The following is an 18,061-nucleotide window of genomic DNA, read 5'->3' on the forward strand; positions in this document are numbered from 1 at the left end:
CGCAATCGCCCGTCCCGCTGCGCGAGATGAAAGCTCCGCGCGACGGGCGATTGCTCAACCCGCGCCAATAGGCGTAAATAACCACCGGGCTCCGGTCGTGGCTGGATGAAAGACCAGTGGCAGGTCAGTAGAATTCCCCTCGCGGCGCGACCCCGCAAGATTGACGCGCGGCGTTGAAGCCAGACTGGGGGAGAAGACTTATGACAAAACTGATTTCGGCGATCGTGTTGCCATTGGCGTTTGTGTGCGAAGCTTCGGCCCAAGAAAGCACCGAGGATGTATTGATGGCAAATCTGCGGGGGGTCGGTGCGCTCGACGTGGATCAGATCTTGGCAACCTATGATGACGAAGCGACGTTGATCACGCCCACGAAGATCTATTCGGGGCGCGACGCGATCCGCGACTTCTACGAGGAATTCGTGCAGGAATTCTCGCAGCCCGACATCACGATGAACTCAGATGGCATGAACATCTCGGGTAACACGGCCTTGCTCATCTGGAGTGGCGAGTCGCCGCGCAACATCTACGAATACGCGACCGAAACCTATATTGTAGAGAGCGGCAAGATTGTCCGGCACAGTTTCGCTGGAAAGATTACGCCCAAACAGTGATCGTGCATCGGTGCCACGGCGCCCTAGCTGCGGCGGGGCGCTGACGACAGGTGGCTCGGGTTCCGCGCCTAATGCGCACGGCGCCCCGAGGCCGAGTTGGGCCATGCCCGGCCCCGCGCGTATCGTGATCTGAAACTTTCCCTTGCCCTCCCCGACCCCCTCCCTTATAGGGACGCATCCTGCGATTCCGGGTTTCCCGGATTCGCTTGTTGTCGTTGACTCCACCGGACACAGGGTCACCCAAACGGGCCCTCTGGTGATGTTGAAAGGAAGAGGCGAATGAACGCCAAAGAACTGACCGGCAAATCGCCGGACCAGCTCCGTGATGAGCTGACCCAACTCAAGAAGGAAGCCTTCAACCTGCGCTTCCAGCAGGCCACCGGCCAGCTTGAGAACACCGCCCGCATGCGCGCCGTCCGCCGTGACGTCGCCCGCATCCAGACGGTCCTGAACGCCAAAGCCGCCGAAGCCGCGAAGTAAGAGGTCCAGATCCATGCCCAAACGCATCCTGCAAGGCGTCGTGACCTCGGACAAGAACGAGCAGACGATCACCGTCCTCGTCGAGCGCCGCTTCAAGCACCCGCTGCTCCAGAAAACCGTTCGTAAGTCCAAGAAATACCGGGCGCACGACGCGGAGAACAAGTTCAAGATCGGTGACACCGTTCGCATCGAAGAGTGCGCGCCGATCTCGAAGACGAAACGTTGGACGGTTGTGACGGAGGCCTGAGGCCTTACCCCGCAACCTCCTGCTGAACGAAACCCTGGGGTTTAGGCCCCACAGGTCGGGAGAAACCAAATGATCCAGATGCAGACCAATCTGGATGTTGCTGACAACTCCGGCGCCCGCCGGGTTCAGTGCATCAAGGTTCTGGGTGGTTCCCACCGCCGCTACGCCAGCGTCGGCGACATCATCGTGGTGTCGGTCAAGGAAGCCATCCCGCGCGGTCGCGTGAAGAAGGGCGACGTCCGCAAGGCCGTCGTCGTGCGCACCGCCAAGGAAGTTCGTCGCGAAGATGGCACGTCCATCCGCTTCGACCGCAACGCCGCCGTCATCCTGAACAACCAGGGCGAGCCGGTCGGTACCCGTATCTTCGGGCCGGTCGTTCGCGAACTGCGCGCGAAGAACTTCATGAAGATCATCTCGCTCGCGCCGGAGGTGCTGTGATGGCTGCGAAACTCCGTAAAGGCGACACCGTCGTCGTCCTTGCCGGCAAGGACAAGGGCAAGCAGGGCGAAATTCAGTCCGTCGATCCCAAGGCCAACAAGGCCGTGGTTGAGGGCGTGAACGTCGCGATCCGCCACACCCGTCAGACGCAGACCAGCCAGGGCGGCCGCCAGCCGAAAGCGATGCCGATCGACCTGTCGAACCTCGCGCTCATGGACAAGAACGGCAAGGCCACCCGCGTCGGCTTCCGTGAGGAAGACGGCAAGAAGGTGCGCTTCGCCAAGACCACCGGGGAGGCGATCTGATGCTGGACGCGCAAACCTATACCCCGCGCCTCAAGGCGCTTTACAAGGGTACGATCCGTGCCGCTCTGAAGGAGGAATTCTCCTACAAGAACGACATGCAGATCCCGAAGCTCGACAAGATCGTGCTGAACATGGGCGTCGGCGAAGCCGTCAAGGACACCAAGAAGGTGAAGAACGCGGCTGAAGAGCTGTCGCTCATCGCCGGTCAGAAGGCTGTCGTCACGAAAGCCAAGAAGTCGATCGCCGGCTTCCGCGTCCGTGAGGAAATGCCCCTTGGCGCCAAGGTCACGCTGCGCGGCGACCGGATGTTCGAATTCCTCGATCGCCTGATCAATGTGGCGCTTCCCCGCGTCCGCGACTTCCGCGGCGTGAAGGGCAGCTCGTTCGACGGCCGTGGCAACTACGCGATGGGCCTGAAGGAACATATCGTGTTCCCCGAGATCGACTTCGACAAGGTCGATGAAGTTCTCGGCATGGACATCATCATCTGCACCACCGCGCGTACCGACGCGGAAGCGAAGGCGCTGTTGAAGCAATTCAACATGCCCTTCAACAGCTGATCGCGGAGGAACGACGAATGGCAAAGAAATCCATGGTGAACCGCGAAGTGAAGCGCGCGAAGCTGGTGAAGCAGCATGCTTCCAAGCGCGCCGCGCTGAAGGCGGTGATCGAAGACCAGTCCCGGCCGATGGAAGAGCGTTTCAAGGCGACGCTCAAACTGGCCGAGATGCCCCGCAACTCGTCGGCGACCCGGCTGCACAACCGCTGCCAGCTCACGGGCCGTCCGCACGCTTATTATCGCAAGCTCAAGCTCTCTCGTATCATGCTGCGCGACCTGGCCTCGATGGGCCAGATCCCCGGCATGGTCAAGTCGAGCTGGTAAGGAGGTCAGGATCATGTCGATGAACGATCCTCTCGGCGATATGCTGACCCGCATCCGGAACGCCCAGATGCGCGGCAAATCCACCGTTCGCACCCCGGCCTCCAAGCTCCGCGCTTGGGTCCTCGACGTGCTGAAGGACGAGGGCTACATCCGTGGCTACGAAGCTGTCACCGCCGTTGGCGGCCAGCCGGAGCTGGAAATCAGCCTGAAGTACTTCGAAGGCACCCCGGTCATCCGGGAGCTGAAGCGCGTTTCGAAGCCGGGCCGCCGCGTCTATGCCAGCGTGAAGGAGATCCCCTCCGTCCGCAACGGCCTGGGCGTTTCCATCGTCTCCACGCCGAAGGGCGTGATGTCGGATGCAGCCGCACGGACCGCCAATGTTGGTGGCGAAGTGCTCTGCACCGTGTTCTAAGGAGGGTTCGATGTCTCGTATCGGCAAGAAACCCGTTCCGGTTCCGGCTGGCGTCACCACCAACATCTCTGGCCAGAAGGTCGAGGTGAAGGGTCCGAAAGGCACGCTGTCGTTCACCGCGACCGACGATGTCACCATCACGCTCGCCGACGGCGCCGTCACGGTCCAGCCGCGCGGCACCTCGAAGCGTGCGCGTCAGCAGTGGGGCATGTCCCGCTCGATGATCGAGAACCTGATGACCGGCGTCACCACCGGCTTCAAGAAGGAACTCGAGATCCAGGGCGTCGGCTACCGTGCCGCCATCCAGGGCAACATCCTGAAGCTGTCGCTCGGCTACAGCCACGAAGTGAATTTCGAAGTGCCGCAGGGCGTGACCGTCACGACCCCGAAGCAGACCGAAATCGTGGTCGAAGGCATCGATCCCCAGCAGGTGGGCCAGGTCGCGGCGAATATCCGCGAATGGCGCGGCCCGGAGCCCTACAAGGGCAAGGGCATCCGCTACAAGGGTGAATTCATCTTCCGCAAGGAAGGCAAGAAGAAGTAAGGACGCGAGCCATGGCAAACAGCAAACGGGAACTGTTCCTCAAGCGCCGCCTGCGCGTCCGGAACAAACTGCGGTCGATGGCCGATGGGCGCGCGCGCCTCTCGGTTCATCGTTCCAACAAGAACATCAGCGTTCAGCTGATCGACGACGTCAACGGTGTGACGCTCGCCTCGGCCTCCAGCCTCGAAAAGGATCTGGGTGTCGTTGGTCAGAACAACATCGAAGCGGCGAAGAAGATCGGTGCGGCGATCGCCGAGCGCGCCAAGAAAGCCGGTGTCGAAGTGTGCTACTTCGACCGCGGCGGCTTCCTGTTCCACGGGAAGATCAAGGCGCTCGCCGATGCGGCCCGCGAAGGCGGCCTGAAGTTCTGATCCATGCGGGTGGCGTCCCGGTGTAAGGGCGCGCCACCCCGATGATCCGGGTCCCCGGCACGGTCGGGGAACACCAGGATTGGCCCAAACGGCGCGCAGCCCGCGCCACCAAGCAAGGAATGCCTTATGGCAGAGAGAGAAAACCGCCGGGAGCGTCGCGAGGACCGTCGCGAGCGCGAGGAAACCCCGGAATTCGCCGATCGTCTTGTTGCGATCAACCGCGTCTCAAAAACGGTGAAGGGCGGCAAGCGCTTCGGGTTCGCAGCACTCGTGGTGGTCGGTGACCAGCGCGGTCGCGTCGGCTTCGGCAAGGGCAAGGCCAAGGAAGTGCCGGAAGCGATCCGCAAGGCGACCGAGCAGGCCAAGCGCTCGATGGTCCGCGTTCCGCTGCGCGACGGCCGCACGCTGCACCACGACATCGAGGGCCGCCACGGTGCGGGCCGCGTCGTGATGCGGACCGCCGTTCCGGGTACCGGGATCATCGCGGGCGGCCCGATGCGCGCCGTCTTCGAGATGCTGGGCGTCCAGGACGTCGTCGCCAAGTCGCTGGGGTCGCAAAACCCCTACAACATGATCCGCGCCACGATGGACGGTCTCAAGAAGGAAGCCAGCCCCCGCATGGTCGCGCAGCGTCGCGGCAAGAAGGTGGGCGATGTCCTCAAGAAGTCCGAGCCGGAATCGGCCGAAGCGTAAGGAGCCTCTGACATGGCCAAGAAAACCATCGTCGTGAAGCAGATCGCTTCGCCCGCCCGCCGCCCGGACGTTCAGCGCCAGACGCTGATCGGCCTCGGTCTGAACAAGATGAACAAGACGCGCGAACTGGAAGACACGCCCGCGATTCGCGGCATGGTCAACAAGATCCCGCATCTTGTGCAGATCATCGAAGAGCGCGGCTAAGCGCTTGATCGACTGATTTTTGAAGCGCTCCGGGGGGAAGCCTCCGGGGCGCTTCTGCTTTTTCTGGGGAAACAATGCGGCGATATCCGGGGATCTGTTTCCTCTGTTGGGGCGGAGAATTGCTGAACCCGTGCGTCCGGCATAGCCTTGCGCTAGAAAACCGCAGCCGGGTCGCTGCAGGGACGCGCGCGTCGGTCGGTTGCCTCGCGACGACCTGGTCCGAGATGAAGGAGTAACGGTGTGTTGGGTATGAACTGGCTGCGCGGTCTGGCCGCGCCGGCTGCGCGAGGCGGGGCGAAGGTCTTCTGCATCGGTTTCAACAAGACTGGCACGACCTCGTTGCATGCGCTGTTCGGGCGCGTCGGCCTATCGAGCGTGCATAACATCGCCTGGCCGGTTCAGTCCCACACCGAGGACGGGCGCGCCTACTTCGCGCAGGCTGACTGCTACACCGACGGCGAGCAGGCCTCGTTCCACAGTCTGGAGGCCTGGTTTCCCGACGCCGTGTTCATCCTGAACACGCGTGACGAAAGATCCTGGCTGCGCTCGCGGCTCAAGCATGTGCTGCGCTTCGGGGTCCCGACCGGCGAGTCCGATTGCCCGGTCCTTCGCAAACTGGGTGGTATGGCGCACGAGTTCTTCGCCTGTCCGGAGATGGCGCTCGCGGCCTGGATCAGCCAGCGCCGGGTTTACGAACAGCACGCCCGACAGCACTTCGCCGGAAAGCCCAACTTCCTGGAACTGCGCGTGACCGAGGACCGAGACTGGGCGATGAAGGTCCAGGAGCTTCTGGTCGCGAACCAGGTCTTGGCCCGCGTCAAGCCCCTCGCCGAGGCGCCCGACGCCAACAAGCGCGACAGCAGCGAGATTGCCGACCAGCGGCGGCTGGCCGAATACATGGCGCTCGCCGATCATGTGCTGGAGCAGATCAACCGGATCGAAGGCGGAACCGCGGCGGACACAAGGATCCGCCGCTCCTCCTAGGGCGGAGTCGCAAGCCTGCCCTCGCGAATCGGAAACCTCGTGATAGCCTAGGACGGCGCCACCGGGCGCGAGGAGGCGCCCGCGCAATTCAGGGAGGTTTCATGTCACATAAATATGAGGGCGGTTGCGCCCATGTTCACACGCATTCCGACCACGACCCCATCGATAACCACGAATGCCATTGCAATGTCTGCAAGTCCGTGACCGGGCAGCACACCACGCATGTCGCCTTCTTCAACCACGGCGACCTTAAGGTCGATCACCCCGAAAAGCTCAAGCGCGTGCCGTTCAACGCTTCGAACCCGGACGGGCCGCTTGAGATCTGTCTGTGCACCGAATGTGGGGGAGTCGTCATGCTGGACGACAAGCAGAAACGCATCCGCGTCGCGGTGCCGAACATCATGGGCTACGACGCGTCGTTCCCGGCGGCGAGCTACCACGCCTTCTGGGATGAGACGAAGGGTTATGACAAGCCCAATGACGGTCGCCCGGTCCATTCAGGCCTTCGCCCCGATTTCGTCTGGCCGACCCCGTCCTGAGGGGCCGCAGGGGAGAAACGCCAAGAGAGGGCGGCTGCGGCCGCCCTCTTGATCCCGGATGGGCATGGGGCTATACGCCCCCGGTGGCCCTCGGGTCCGATTCACGAGAACCAAGAAACGCCGTGTCCCTCCCGCATCGCTTCGGGGAGGTGTTCCGGCTAGGAGAAGCGACATGAAACTGCACGAACTCCGCGACAATCCGGGCGCGGCGAAGAAATCCAAGCGCGTTGCGCGTGGTCCCGGTTCCGGCAAGGGCAAGACCGCTGGCCGTGGTATCAAGGGTCAGAAATCCCGCTCGGGCGTGGCGCTGAACGGTTACGAAGGCGGCCAGATGCCGCTCTACCGCCGCCTGCCGAAGCGCGGCTTCACCAAGCCGAACGCGAAATCCTTCGCGGTGGTCAACCTGGGTGTGATCCAGAAATTCGTCGATGCCGGCAAGCTCGACGTCAAGGCTGACATCACCGAGGACGCGCTGGTCGCGGCCGGTGTGGTGCGTCGCAAGCTCGATGGCGTGCGGGTTCTGGCGAAGGGCGATTTCTCGTCCAAGCTCAACATCGTCGTCACCGGCGCCTCCAAGGCCGCGGTCGAAGCGGTGGCCAAGGCTGGCGGTGCGCTGACGGTCGCGGCCGCACCGGCGGCTGAATAAGCGGTTGTCGGCGGCGTGCGCGCCGCTTACATAGGCTTCAGTTTTCCAAGCGCCGCCGACCGGAAAACGGTTGGCGGCGCTCTGCATGAAAGAGACTGCGAATGGCATCTGCTGCAGAGCAAATGGCGGCGAACCTGTCCTGGGGCGCGCTCGGCAAGGCGACCGATCTTCGCCAGCGGATCTTCTTCACCATCGGTCTTCTGATCGTTTACCGGCTGGGAACCTACATCCCGGTTCCGGGTATCGACGCCGATGCGCTGCGGAAGTTCATGGAAGGTGCCTCCCAGGGCATCGGGGGCATGTTGCAGATGTTCACCGGCGGCGCGCTTGGCCGCATGGGGATCTTCGCACTTGGCATCATGCCCTACATCTCCGCCTCTATCATCGTGCAGCTGTTGGCCTCGATGGTGCCAGCGCTAGAACAGCTGAAGAAAGAGGGCGAGCAGGGCCGCAAGAAGATCAACCAGTACACTCGCTACGGCACGGTGGCGCTGGCGACCTTCCAGGCCTTTGGCCTCGCGAAAAGCCTTGAGGCCGGGGAACTTGCCCATGATCCGGGCCTGTTCTTCCAGGCAGCCTGCGTTATCACCCTGGTCGGCGGGACCATGTTCCTGATGTGGCTGGGCGAACAGATCACTTCGCGCGGGGTCGGCAACGGCACCTCGCTCATCATCTTCGTCGGCATCGTCGCCAATATTCCCGAAGCGCTCGCGCAGTTCCTGAGCCAGGGCCGGGCCGGCAACGTCTCGATCGCGCTGATCCTGGGCGTGTTCCTGATGGTGGTGGTCGTGATCGCCTTCGTCGTCTTCATGGAGCGCGCGCTGCGCAAGATCCATATCCAGTATCCGCGCCGTCAGGTCGGCATGAAGGTCTATGACGGCCAGTCGAGCCACCTGCCGATCAAGGTCAACCCGGCGGGCGTCATTCCGGCGATCTTCGCCTCCTCGCTGCTGCTGCTGCCGACGACAATCTCGACCTTCTCGGGGTCGCAGACCGGCCCTGTTATGTCGACGATCCTGGCCTTCTTCGGCCCCGGCCAGCCGCTGTATCTGGCCTTCTTCACCGCGATGATCGTCTTCTTCGCTTACTTCTACACCGCGAACGTGTCGTTCAAATCCGATGACGTGGCGGAGAACCTGAAGAACCAGGGCGGCTTTGTCCCCGGCATCCGACCGGGCAAGAAGACCGAAGAGTATCTTGACTATGTCGTCAGCCGCATTCTTGTCGTCGGCTCGGGCTACCTGGCGCTCGTCTGCCTGTTGCCGGAGATCCTGCGCTCGCAGCTGGCCATCCCCTTCTACTTCGGCGGCACCTCGGTGCTGATCGTGGTGTCGGTGACGATGGACACGATCAACCAGATCCAGTCGCATCTTCTGGCCCATCAGTACGAAGGCCTGATCGAAAAGTCGCAGCTTCGCGGCCGCAAGCGCAACGGTACCAAGAAGACGCCGTCGCGCCGCTAAGGGGGATCCATGCCGAATATCATTCTTCTCGGACCGCCGGGGGCGGGCAAGGGAACTCAGGCCCGCCGCCTGGTCGAGGAACGCGAGATGGTGCAGCTGTCCACGGGCGACATGCTGCGCGAGGCGCGCACCAGCGGGACCGAGATGGGCCAGCGCGTCGCGGCGGTCATGGACCGCGGCGAACTGGTCACGGATGAGATCGTCATCGGTCTGATCGAGGAAAAGCTGAACGGCGCGACCGGCGGCGGCTTCATCTTCGACGGCTTCCCGCGCACTCTGGCGCAGGCCGACGCCCTGGGCGCGCTGCTTGATCGTCACGCGATGCAGCTTGACGCCGTGATCGAGATGCAGGTGGACGACGCCGCGCTGGTGTCGCGGATCACCGCGCGTTCGACCTGCGGGACCTGCGGCGAGGTCTACAACGACCTGACCAAGCCCATCCCCGCCGATGGCGTCTGCACCAGCTGCGGCCAAAAGGCGGACTTCAAGCGGCGGGCCGACGACAATGAGGAAAGCCTCAAGCAGCGGCTGATGGAATACTACAAGAAGACCTCGCCCCTGATCGGCTACTACTACGCGAAGGGCAAGCTGCGCGCGGTGGACGGCCTGGCCGAGATCGAGGATGTCGCCAGATCCATCGCCGGGGTGCTGGACTGACCTTCTGCCCTTGACGACCTGCGGGAAACCCTCTAGGTCACGGCGTCCCGCAAGGGAATCGTCTTGATTTGCGCAGGTTTTCTCGCAGCGAATCAAGTCAGACCAAGCCGGCTCGGGCGCATGCCGCGAGCCAAGTTGTGAAAAAAGGTTCCGGGGCTACGGAACCGCAACGAAAGGAAGACACGCGTGGCACGTATTGCTGGCGTCAACATCCCGACGGGGAAACGCGTCCCCATCGCCCTTCAGTATATCCACGGCATCGGCAACGACGTCGCTCACAAGATTTGCGAGGCGGTCAAGATCGAGCCGACCCGCCGTGTGAACGAGCTTTCCGACGCCGAAGTGCTCGCCATCCGCGAACACATCGACGCGAACTACACGGTTGAAGGCGACCTTCGCCGTGAAGTCCAGATGAACATCAAGCGCCTGATGGACCTCGGCTGCTACCGCGGCCTGCGTCACCGCAAGAACCTGCCGGTTCGCGGTCAGCGCACCCACACCAACGCCCGCACCCGCAAGGGCCCGGCGAAACCGATCGCCGGCAAGAAGAAGTAAGGGGAGGGTTCAGATATGGCTCGTGACAAGACCCGCATGAAGCGCAAGGAGCGCAAGAACATCGCCGCTGGCGTGGCGCATGTGAACTCCTCCTTCAACAACACCAAGATCCTGATCTCGGACGTCCAGGGCAACGCGATTGCCTGGTCCTCGGCCGGCACCATGGGCTTCAAGGGTTCGCGCAAGTCGACCCCCTACGCCGCCCAGATGGCCGCCGAAGACGCGGGCCGCAAGGCACAGGAACATGGCGTGAAGACGCTCGAAGTTGAAGTTCAGGGCCCCGGTTCGGGCCGTGAATCGGCGCTTCGCGCGCTGGCCGCCGTCGGCTTCAACATCACGTCGATCCGCGACGTCACTCCGATCGCGCACAACGGCTGCCGTCCGCCGAAGCGTCGTCGCGTCTGACGAATTTATCTGGCGGCCGGGGCCGGGCGATTCGCCCGGCCCCGGTCCGCTTTCGTGTTTTTCCTCGGGCGTTCCCGGATTACGGACATGGTCCTGGAACAGGTATGGAGGCAAACCTCATGATCCATAAGAACTGGGACGAGTTGATCAAGCCGGCGCAGCTTGACGTACGGCCTGGCAACGACCCTCAGCGCCAGGCAACGCTTGTGGCCGAACCGCTTGAGCGCGGCTTTGGCCTCACTCTTGGCAACGCGCTGCGCCGCGTTCTGCTGTCGTCGCTGCAAGGTGCCGCGATCACCTCTGTCCAGATCGACAACGTCCTGCACGAGTTCTCCTCGATTTCTGGCGTTCGCGAGGACGTGACGGATGTCGTGCTGAACCTCAAGGGCGTCAGCCTGAAGATGGAAGTCGAAGGGCCGAAGCGCCTGACGATCTCCGCCAAGGGGCCGGGCATCGTCACCGCTGGCGATATCTCCGAGTCCAATGGCATCGAGGTCCTGAACAAGGATCACGTGGTCTGCCACCTCGACGACGGCGCCGACCTGTTCATGGAACTGACCGTGGAAACGGGCAAGGGCTACGTCGCCGCCGACAAGAACCGGCCCGAGGATGCGCCCATCGGCCTGATCCCGATCGACGCGATCTATTCGCCGGTCAAGAAGGTCAGCTACGAAGTCCAGCCCACCCGTGAGGGCCAGGTGCTCGATTACGACAAGCTGACGATGAAGGTCGAGACCGACGGCTCGCTGACCCCTGAAGACGCCGTGGCCTATGCCGCGCGCATTCTCCAGGACCAGTTGGGCATCTTTGTGAACTTCGAAGAGCCGGAATCGGCCCAGAAGGGCGCCGAGGACGACGGGCTGGAATTCAACCCGCTGCTTCTCAAGAAGGTGGACGAGCTGGAGCTTTCGGTCCGTTCGGCCAACTGCCTCAAGAACGACAACATCGTCTACATCGGCGATCTGATCCAGAAGACCGAAGCCGAGATGCTGCGCACGCCGAACTTCGGCCGCAAGTCGCTCAACGAGATCAAGGAAGTGCTCTCGGGCATGGGCCTGCACCTCGGCATGGAAGTCGAGGACTGGCCGCCGGAGAACATCGAGGACCTCGCCAAGCGCTTCGAGGACCAGTTCTGATTGACCTTTACGGGGGCCGTCGGGTAGACGGCCCCTGCAAAATGCCCGCGAAGGCGGGGACTATCCGGGCAAAAGCCCCAAGGAGAGCGGAGCGAGGACCACGCCCGCCGGACAAAGCAAAACGCGATAGGAGATTAACATGCGTCACGCTCGCGGCTACCGCCGACTGAACCGTACTCATGAGCACCGCAAGGCGCTCTGGGCCAACATGGCCGGTTCGCTCATCGAACACGAACAGATCAAGACCACCCTTCCGAAGGCGAAGGAACTGCGTCCGATCGTCGAGAAGCTGATCACGCTCGCCAAGCGCGGCGACCTGCACGCCCGCCGCCAGGCTGCGGCGCAGCTCAAGCAGGACGCGCATGTCGCGCGCCTCTTCGAGGTGCTCGGCCCGCGCTACAAGGAGCGCCAGGGCGGCTACATCCGCATCATGAAGGCGGGCTTCCGCTATGGCGACATGGCGCCGATGGCGATCATCGAATTCGTCGACCGCGACACCTCCGCCAAGGGTGCGGGCGACCGGGCCCGCGTCGAGGCCGAAGAGGCCGCCGAGGGCTGATCCCAAGGGGATAGCGCGGCCGGGTCAAGGTCCGGCCGCATGCCATAAGAAAAACAAACCCCCGCAGAGAGAGCGCTGCGGGGGTTTTCTCATGGCAGTTGCGGTGTCGAAAACTGCGGGGCTTCCACCTGGAGTCTGCCCCACCCAATCTGCCCGCATTCAGGCTACAGAACCGGTTCCAACCTGCAAGTCTTTGACCGATTTGCGGTCCGCGTTCGCGACAATCGCCAGGAAACACAATCACTGATTACAGCTACACCATGTCACGAACGCGGTTACCGAGGGCCTGAGGTGCCGCCCATCGAGGAAAGCACCAGTTTTTCGACCACACTTTCAACCTCATGGATATATTCCAGAAAATACAGTTGACCGCCCAAAAGGCAACTTGTCTAAAAGGACATATCCTAAGTTGAAAACAGTAAAATCATGTCGTTGCGTACAGGTATAGAACTCCACCTGCATCGCCTGTCACTCATGTCGCCGGGCGGATTTTTCTTTGCATTGCATATTCGTTTCGCGCTGCCGCTCCTGCACCACCAGACCTATCCGGCGGAATGGATCGATCGCTACACCGAGGAGGCCTTCGCCCTGCGTGACCCGATCATTGCTTGGGGCTTCAGCACCACGGGCACGGCCCGCTGGAGTGAGATCACCATCCCTGATCCCTTCGACATCCTTGGCCAAGCGCGCGACTACGGGATGATCTACGGTTTCGCGGTCGCCTGCGGTCCGATCAAGTCCCGGACGATCGCCTCGGCCAGCCGCTCGGACCGCGAATACACGGACGCCGAGATTGCGGACTTCGCCGCGATCATCAACAACCTGCATGACATGACCGAGCCGCCGACAAGCCTCTCGAAGGCCCAGGCCGAGGCGCTGCGCCTGATCGCCGATGGCGATCGCTACGCTGCGGCGGCGGCAAAGCTGAAGATCTCCGAAAGCGCGCTGAAGGCGCGGCTGAACTCGGCGCGCCAGACCCTGCTCGCCCGCACGACGGCCGAGGCGGTGCAGCGCGCGCGCGATTATCGATTGATATAGGCAGGAAGGCGTAACCACCGAAACCGGGAACAAGACACAACGAACGCAGGCCACGGTAGGGCATGGAAAGCACGACACTCTCTTTCGCTAATTTGCACAATCATGGCGAGCTTTTCGCCAATTTCATGCGCGCGCGTCGACAGTCCTTCATCGTGCACAACAAGTGGAATCTGCCCGAAGCCATGGGGATGGAGTACGATCAGTACGACACCCCTGCCAGCCGCTGGCTCGTCGTGCATGACTATGGTGAGGTCCTGGGCGGCCTCAGGATGACACCGACCACCGCGCGCTGCGGTGTCTACAGCTACATGATCCGCGATGCGCAGCGCGGTCTGCTCGACGCGATCCCGAGCGATCTGCTTTACGAGGAAGCCCCGGTAGACCCGCAGATCTGGGAGGTGACGCGCGGTTTCGTCCAGCAATCGGTCCCCGCCGCGATCCGTCGCGGGGTGCATGCGCGCATGGTCCTGGAAATGTCGCGCGCCGCGCGGGAACTGGGCATCTCTCAGATGCTGGCGCTGCTGCCGACGAACTGGAGCCGCTGGGCTGCACGGTGTGGCCTGGAAATGTCACCTGCGGGGCGGGTCATGGATATCGACGGCGTGCAGTATCAGGCGGTTAGCATCCGCTTCGTTCCCCACATGCACTAAGCCCCGCTTGGCCACGAGCGGCCTTTCGCTCGGTCGCGGGGGAACGTATTCTGCGCGCATGGCCGATCTTTTCGACACACCGCCGACGACGAACGCCAATCCGGGGGCACGGCCCTTGGCCGACCGTCTGCGCCCGCGCACGCTTGGCGAGGTGATCGGCCAGGAAAAGATCCTGGGGCCGGATGGTCCGCTCGGCGCGATGCTGGCGGCCGACAGCCTGTCGTCGCTGATCCTCTGGGGACCGCCGGGGGTGGGCAAGACGACGATCGCCCGGCTTCTGGCGGATGCGACCGAGCTGAGCTTCGTTCAGATCAGCGCGATCTTTTCCGGCGTGCCTGAACTTCGCAAGGTATTCGAGGCGGCGAAGCTGCGCCACGCGCAGGGTCGTGGCACGCTCTTGTTCGTGGACGAGATCCACCGCTTCAACAAGGCGCAGCAGGACAGCTTCCTGCCGCATATGGAAGACGGGACCATCCTGCTGGTCGGGGCGACGACGGAGAACCCTTCCTTCGAGCTGAACGCGGCGCTCCTTAGCCGGGCGCAGGTCATCGTGCTGGAACGGCTGACGCTGGCCGACCTTGAACGCCTGGTGCAGCGGGCGGAGCAGGAACTGGGCCGCCCGCTGCCCCTGAAGGCGCCCGCACGCGAGGCGCTGCTGGAGATGGCGGACGGGGATGGGCGGGCGCTTCTGAACCTCGTGGAACAGGTCGCGGCCTGGAAGGTGGACCAACCCCTGACGGCGGAGGCGCTGGCCAAGCGCCTGATGCGCCGCGCGGCCCGCTACGACAAGTCGGGCGACGAACATTACAACCTGATTTCCGCGCTTCACAAATCCGTGCGCGGGTCCGATCCCGACGCAGCGCTTTACTGGTACGCCCGGATGCTCGAAGGGGGGGAGGACCCCCGTTTTCTCGCGCGGCGCATCACCCGCATGGCGGTTGAGGATATCGGCTTGGCCGATCCGCAGGCGCAGACCGTCTGCCTGCACGCCTGGGAAACCTATGAACGCTTGGGCAGCCCAGAGGGCGAGTTGGCCCTGGCGCAGGCGGTGACCTACCTCGCGCTCGCGCCGAAGTCGAACGCGGGCTATGTCGCCTACAAGGCCGCGCGCGACGCCGCCCGGCGCACCGGTTCGGAGCCGCCGCCGAAGCATATCCTGAACGCGCCCACGCGGCTGATGCAGGAACAGGGCTTTGGCGCGGGCTACGCCTATGACCATGACGCAGAGGACGGGTTTTCGGGGCAGAACTACTTCCCTGAAACCATGCGGCGCCCGGTCTTCTACCAACCGGTCGAGCGTGGCTACGAACGCGAGCTGAAGAAGCGGCTCGACTGGTTCGCCAAGCTCAGGGACAAGCGGAATGCCTAGCGGTCTTGCCGGTTGACATTGCCGCCGCCCCGCCACAGGAAGACGGCATGATCCAGACCCTGCTCCAGGTCGCCCTTGGCGGCGCAATCGGTGCTTCGGCCCGCTATATGACGAATGTCGCCGCGATGCGGCTGATCGGCCCCGGTTTCCCCTGGGGGACCGTGGCGGTGAACGTGGCGGGGTCCTTCCTGATGGGGGTGATGGTTGTCGTGCTTGCCCACCGGGACGGGATGCGGCTGGCGCCCTTCCTCATGACCGGGGTTCTGGGCGGGTTCACGACGTTCTCGGCCTTCTCTCTCGACGCGCTGACGATCTGGGAGCGCGGCCAGACCACGATCGCGACGGCCTATGTGGCAGGCTCCGTCGTCTTGTCGCTTGCGGCGATCGTCGCGGGCATGTCCTTTACACGTTGGGCCTTTGCATGAGCGTCCAGAACCTGACCGTTACCGAGGAAGAGGGCGAAAGCCGGCTGGACCGCTGGCTCAAACGCCGTTTCCCGCATGTCACCCAAGGCGCGATCGAAAAGATGTGCCGCACCGGCCAGCTTCGGGTCGATGGCGGGCGCGTCAAGGCCTCGACCCGCGTGGGCCCTGGGGCGGAGGTGCGCGTGCCGCCTTTGCCCGACGCCGCCCCTGCGGTCGAGCGGGTGCAGACCCCTGGCCTGCCGGAGGCCGACGTTCGGATGATCCAGTCGGCGGTCCTGTGGAAGGATGAACATATCATCGCGTTGAACAAGCCGCCGGGTCTGCCTTCGCAAGGGGGATCGGGGCAGGGGCATCGCCACGTCGATGGGCTGACCGAGGCGTTGAAGTTCGGCTACAAGGACCGCCCCAAGCTGGTCCACCGGCTGGACAAGGACACCTCGGGCGTTCTGCTTCTGGCCCGCACCGACCGCATCGCCCGCGCGCTGTCCGAGGCGTTCCGGGCGCGCACGACCCGCAAGATCTACTGGGCCGCCGTCGCCGGTGTGCCGAGCCCGCGCATGGGCACCATCCGCTTCGGCCTTGTGAAGGCCCCCGGTCACGGCCGTGGCGGAGAGGGCGAAAAGATGATCGCGGTCCACCCCTCGAAGATCGATGAGACCGAGGGCGCCAAGCGCGCCACTACCGACTACGCGGTGATCGATGCGCTGGGGTCGCGCGCGGCCTGGGTTGGCCTCGTTCCCGTGACCGGGCGCACGCACCAGTTGCGCGCCCATATGGCCGAGATCGGCCATCCCATCGTCGGGGACGGCAAGTATGGCGGATCGGGGCAGGAAAACCTGGGCGACGGTTGGGGCGCGCAGCTTGGCGGAGAGATCAGCCGCAAGCTGCACCTGCACGCCCGCTCAATCAGCTTCGACCATCCGATCACCGGCAAGCGCGTCACCCTGACCGCACCCCTGCCGGACCACATGAAACGCACGTGGAAAACGGTGGGCTGGGCCGAGGCCGACGCCCCCGCCGACCCGTTCGAGGACGAGACATGAGCACCCCGAGGCTGGTGGTCTTCGATGTCGACGGGACTCTCGTCGACAGCCAGGATCATATCGTCGCCGCGATGTCAGAGGCCTTTGCCGCCGTGGATCACGCCCTGCCGCCGCGGCACGAGGTGCTGTCCATCGTCGGACTTTCGCTGGACCAGGCGATTGCCAGGCTCCTGCCGCAGGCGGGCGAACCCACCCGGCGCACGGCGGTGGAGGCTTACAAGTCCGCCTTCGGCCAGTTGCGCGCGGGGCGGCTGTCGCCGCTGTTTCCCGGCGCGCGGGCGGCGCTCGACGCGCTTGACGCGCGCGAGGGGGTGATGCTCGGCATCGCGACGGGCAAGTCCCGGCGGGGCCTCACCCATATCCTCGACGCCCATGGGTTGGCGGGGCGGTTTCTGACCCGCCAGGTCGCGGACGACCACCCCTCCAAGCCGCACCCGTCGATGCTGCTGGCGGCGGTTGCCGAAACCGGGGTGGGTTCGGCCGACGCGGTGATGCTGGGCGACACGACCTATGACATCGAGATGGCGCGCGCGGCGGGCATGCCGGCGATCGGGGTGGCCTGGGGCTACCATAGTCCCGAGGCGCTTTCCGAGGCGGGCGCAGCCTGCGTCCTGGGCTCTTTCGACGACCTCGACGGTGTGCTTGACGAACTATGGAGGGGGATGTGAGCGGCTGGACGGCAAAACGGTTCTGGACCGAGGCAAGCGCACGGCCCTGCGAGGGCGGCTGGGGGGTCTGGCTCGATGAGCGGCAGGTCAGGACACCGGCCAAGGCGCCGCTGGTGGTTCCGACGCAGCCCCTCGCACTGGCCATCGCGCAGGAGTGGCAGGCCCAGGAGAGTGCCGTCGACCCCATGTCGATGCCACTCACGCGCGCGGCAAATGCCGCGGTCGACAAGGTCTCGGCCCAGTTCGAAGAGGTTGCCGAATTGATCGCGGCCTACGGGGCCTCCGACTTGTTGTGTTACCGCGCGGAAGGCCCCGAGGGGCTTGTCGCGCGCCAGTCGGCGGGCTGGGATCCGCTTCTGGACTGGGCGCGGTCGGAACTGGGCGCGCCGCTTTCCACCGGGCCCGGCGTCGTGCCGTTGGAACAACCCGGGCAAAGCATCGGCGCGCTCGCGCGGGAGGTTCGCAGGCTGTCGCCATTCGAGTTGACAGCCCTGCACGAGTTCGTCGGCATTTCCGGCTCGCTCGTTCTTGGACTCGCGATTCACCACGGCCGGTTGACGGCCGAGGAGGCCCTGACCCTGAGTCGAATCGATGAATGCTGGCAGGCGGAGCTTTGGGGCGAGGACGAAGAGGCCGCAGCGGTCGCCACCAAGAAGGCCGCGGATTTCATGTCTGCGCATAACTTCCTTAAACTGATTGCCGTGGATACGTGACAGAAATTTCCCACGGCCCTGCG

28 protein-coding genes are annotated in these 18,061 nt (G+C 63.9%); all 28 read left to right on the forward strand.

Annotation, left to right across the window (positions count from 1 at the left end):
- Positions 1-200: 200 nt before the first annotated feature.
- The 28 genes from OE647_RS14445 (at position 201) to OE647_RS14580 (ending at position 18,038) form a co-directional block, all read left to right on the forward strand.
- Positions 201-611: a nuclear transport factor 2 family protein gene (locus tag OE647_RS14445; RefSeq protein ID WP_263722459.1), complete on the forward strand. Its 411-nt coding sequence runs from the start codon at positions 201-203 to the stop codon at positions 609-611.
- A 279-nt stretch (positions 612-890) separates the two neighbouring features.
- The gene (gene rpmC / locus OE647_RS14450; RefSeq protein ID WP_263722460.1) at positions 891-1,091 is read left to right on the forward strand and encodes a 50S ribosomal protein L29; all 201 of its coding nucleotides are present in this window, start codon (positions 891-893) and stop codon (positions 1,089-1,091) included.
- A gap of 13 nt (positions 1,092-1,104) precedes the next feature.
- Complete coding sequence (gene rpsQ / locus OE647_RS14455; protein WP_263722461.1) at positions 1,105-1,338, forward strand: 30S ribosomal protein S17; 234 nt, start codon at positions 1,105-1,107, stop codon at positions 1,336-1,338.
- Positions 1,339-1,407: 69 nt separating this feature from the next.
- A complete protein-coding gene (gene rplN, locus OE647_RS14460) occupies positions 1,408-1,776 on the forward strand; it encodes a 50S ribosomal protein L14 (RefSeq protein WP_035714274.1) in 369 nt (122 codons plus the stop codon).
- Positions 1,776-2,081 carry a 50S ribosomal protein L24 gene (rplX, locus tag OE647_RS14465; protein WP_263722462.1) on the forward strand — a complete coding sequence of 102 codons (306 nt, stop codon included), beginning with the start codon at positions 1,776-1,778 and terminating at the stop codon, positions 2,079-2,081. The genes rplN and rplX overlap by 1 nt, the downstream gene beginning before the upstream one ends.
- Positions 2,081-2,641, forward strand: coding sequence for a 50S ribosomal protein L5 (gene rplE / locus OE647_RS14470; RefSeq protein ID WP_263722463.1), 561 nt, complete (start codon positions 2,081-2,083; stop codon positions 2,639-2,641). Before rplX ends, rplE begins: the two co-directional genes overlap by 1 nt.
- Before the next feature lie 17 nt (positions 2,642-2,658).
- Entirely contained in the window at positions 2,659-2,964 is a 306-nt protein-coding gene (gene rpsN / locus OE647_RS14475) for a 30S ribosomal protein S14 (RefSeq protein ID WP_263722464.1), read from the forward strand.
- A gap of 13 nt (positions 2,965-2,977) precedes the next feature.
- Positions 2,978-3,376 carry a 30S ribosomal protein S8 gene (rpsH, locus tag OE647_RS14480; protein ID WP_263722465.1) on the forward strand — a complete coding sequence of 133 codons (399 nt, stop codon included), beginning with the start codon at positions 2,978-2,980 and terminating at the stop codon, positions 3,374-3,376.
- A 10-nt stretch (positions 3,377-3,386) separates the two neighbouring features.
- Entirely contained in the window at positions 3,387-3,920 is a 534-nt protein-coding gene (rplF, locus tag OE647_RS14485; RefSeq protein ID WP_263722466.1) for a 50S ribosomal protein L6, read from the forward strand.
- A gap of 11 nt (positions 3,921-3,931) precedes the next feature.
- Entirely contained in the window at positions 3,932-4,291 is a 360-nt protein-coding gene (rplR, locus tag OE647_RS14490) for a 50S ribosomal protein L18 (protein ID WP_263722467.1), read from the forward strand.
- Positions 4,292-4,417: 126 nt separating this feature from the next.
- Positions 4,418-4,984: a 30S ribosomal protein S5 gene (gene rpsE, locus OE647_RS14495; RefSeq protein WP_263722468.1), complete on the forward strand. Its 567-nt coding sequence runs from the start codon at positions 4,418-4,420 to the stop codon at positions 4,982-4,984.
- A 12-nt stretch (positions 4,985-4,996) separates the two neighbouring features.
- Complete coding sequence (rpmD, locus tag OE647_RS14500; protein ID WP_263722469.1) at positions 4,997-5,188, forward strand: 50S ribosomal protein L30; 192 nt, start codon at positions 4,997-4,999, stop codon at positions 5,186-5,188.
- A gap of 249 nt (positions 5,189-5,437) precedes the next feature.
- Positions 5,438-6,172, forward strand: a complete 735-nt coding sequence (locus OE647_RS14505; protein WP_263722569.1) for a sulfotransferase — start codon at positions 5,438-5,440, stop codon at positions 6,170-6,172.
- Positions 6,173-6,273: 101 nt separating this feature from the next.
- Entirely contained in the window at positions 6,274-6,711 is a 438-nt protein-coding gene (locus tag OE647_RS14510) for a GFA family protein (protein WP_263722470.1), read from the forward strand.
- A 172-nt stretch (positions 6,712-6,883) separates the two neighbouring features.
- Positions 6,884-7,357, forward strand: coding sequence for a 50S ribosomal protein L15 (gene rplO / locus OE647_RS14515; RefSeq protein WP_263722471.1), 474 nt, complete (start codon positions 6,884-6,886; stop codon positions 7,355-7,357).
- 101 nt (positions 7,358-7,458) lie between these two features.
- Positions 7,459-8,820: a preprotein translocase subunit SecY gene (gene secY / locus OE647_RS14520; RefSeq protein WP_263722472.1), complete on the forward strand. Its 1,362-nt coding sequence runs from the start codon at positions 7,459-7,461 to the stop codon at positions 8,818-8,820.
- A gap of 9 nt (positions 8,821-8,829) precedes the next feature.
- Positions 8,830-9,477: an adenylate kinase gene (locus OE647_RS14525; protein WP_263722473.1), complete on the forward strand. Its 648-nt coding sequence runs from the start codon at positions 8,830-8,832 to the stop codon at positions 9,475-9,477.
- Positions 9,478-9,663: 186 nt separating this feature from the next.
- The gene (gene rpsM / locus OE647_RS14530; protein WP_263722474.1) at positions 9,664-10,032 is read left to right on the forward strand and encodes a 30S ribosomal protein S13; all 369 of its coding nucleotides are present in this window, start codon (positions 9,664-9,666) and stop codon (positions 10,030-10,032) included.
- Positions 10,033-10,047: 15 nt separating this feature from the next.
- A complete protein-coding gene (rpsK, locus tag OE647_RS14535) occupies positions 10,048-10,437 on the forward strand; it encodes a 30S ribosomal protein S11 (RefSeq protein ID WP_263722475.1) in 390 nt (129 codons plus the stop codon).
- A 119-nt stretch (positions 10,438-10,556) separates the two neighbouring features.
- Positions 10,557-11,573: a DNA-directed RNA polymerase subunit alpha gene (locus OE647_RS14540; RefSeq protein ID WP_263722476.1), complete on the forward strand. Its 1,017-nt coding sequence runs from the start codon at positions 10,557-10,559 to the stop codon at positions 11,571-11,573.
- Between the two features lie 139 nt (positions 11,574-11,712).
- Positions 11,713-12,132, forward strand: a complete 420-nt coding sequence (gene rplQ, locus OE647_RS14545) for a 50S ribosomal protein L17 (protein ID WP_263722477.1) — start codon at positions 11,713-11,715, stop codon at positions 12,130-12,132.
- A gap of 426 nt (positions 12,133-12,558) precedes the next feature.
- Positions 12,559-13,170, forward strand: coding sequence for an autoinducer binding domain-containing protein (locus tag OE647_RS14550; RefSeq protein WP_263722478.1), 612 nt, complete (start codon positions 12,559-12,561; stop codon positions 13,168-13,170).
- Between the two features lie 62 nt (positions 13,171-13,232).
- Positions 13,233-13,820, forward strand: coding sequence for an acyl-homoserine-lactone synthase (locus tag OE647_RS14555; protein ID WP_263722479.1), 588 nt, complete (start codon positions 13,233-13,235; stop codon positions 13,818-13,820).
- A 58-nt stretch (positions 13,821-13,878) separates the two neighbouring features.
- Positions 13,879-15,189, forward strand: a complete 1,311-nt coding sequence (locus tag OE647_RS14560; protein WP_263722480.1) for a replication-associated recombination protein A — start codon at positions 13,879-13,881, stop codon at positions 15,187-15,189.
- 47 nt (positions 15,190-15,236) lie between these two features.
- Positions 15,237-15,614 carry a fluoride efflux transporter CrcB gene (gene crcB / locus OE647_RS14565; RefSeq protein WP_263722481.1) on the forward strand — a complete coding sequence of 126 codons (378 nt, stop codon included), beginning with the start codon at positions 15,237-15,239 and terminating at the stop codon, positions 15,612-15,614.
- The gene (locus OE647_RS14570; protein WP_263722482.1) at positions 15,611-16,657 is read left to right on the forward strand and encodes an RluA family pseudouridine synthase; all 1,047 of its coding nucleotides are present in this window, start codon (positions 15,611-15,613) and stop codon (positions 16,655-16,657) included. Before crcB ends, OE647_RS14570 begins: the two co-directional genes overlap by 4 nt.
- On the forward strand, positions 16,654-17,325 hold the full coding sequence (locus OE647_RS14575; protein ID WP_263722483.1) for an HAD-IA family hydrolase: 672 nt from the start codon (positions 16,654-16,656) through the stop codon (positions 17,323-17,325). The genes OE647_RS14570 and OE647_RS14575 overlap by 4 nt, the downstream gene beginning before the upstream one ends.
- Positions 17,322-18,038, forward strand: coding sequence for an ATP12 family chaperone protein (locus OE647_RS14580; RefSeq protein WP_263722484.1), 717 nt, complete (start codon positions 17,322-17,324; stop codon positions 18,036-18,038). Before OE647_RS14575 ends, OE647_RS14580 begins: the two co-directional genes overlap by 4 nt.
- Positions 18,039-18,061 lie beyond the last annotated feature (23 nt).

This window comes from Albidovulum sediminicola, assembly GCF_025751575.1.
Classification (GTDB): domain Bacteria; phylum Pseudomonadota; class Alphaproteobacteria; order Rhodobacterales; family Rhodobacteraceae; genus Albidovulum; species Albidovulum sediminicola.